1 pseudogene is annotated in these 513 nt (G+C 81.7%); it reads left to right on the forward strand.

Features of this window, described 5'->3' with window-relative positions:
* Positions 1 to 252: 252 nt before the first annotated feature.
* Positions 253 to 513, forward strand: a pseudogene (locus PYV61_RS26560) (hypothetical protein); the annotation flags it as partial.

Consider the following 513-nt stretch of genomic DNA (forward strand, 5'->3'; position numbering starts at 1 on the left):
CGGGGCGGCGCCGAGGGCGGCGATCCCGGTGGCGGCGAGTCGGACGAACGAGCGGCGGGGGATCGGCATGGGGCCTCGCGGAGGGCGGCGCGGTGCGCGGACGGTGCGCCAGCATTGCGCGCCGTCCGCGCCCGCGTCAAGCGCGGCGCCCGTTCCCTTCCCGATCTTCCTGCGCGCGCGGCGCCCGTCTAGTGTGCAGGCGGTCCGGCCCGCCCCCTCCCCGCTCCCCCCCGCCGCCCTCCTCCCGCCGCAGTGGACACGCCCGCCCTGGAGCTGATCGCCGCCCTCGCGGGACGTGCCGTGGTCGTGGGCCTGTCGCCGGGGTTCCTGGACGAGGCGGCGCGCACGGTGGCGCAGGCCACGGGCGCCGGGCGCGCCGAGGTGCTGGCGCCGCGCGAGGGGGTGCTGGTGCGGCTGGGCGGCGCCGGGTGGGGGGAGGGCGTCCCCGACGTGCTCACCGTGCGCGACGCGGCCGGGCAGCCGTGGTGGACCGCCGCCCCGCGCGCCGCGGCG

Origin of the sequence: Roseisolibacter sp. H3M3-2 (assembly GCF_029211165.1) — a bacterium.
Taxonomy (GTDB): domain Bacteria; phylum Gemmatimonadota; class Gemmatimonadetes; order Gemmatimonadales; family Gemmatimonadaceae; genus Roseisolibacter.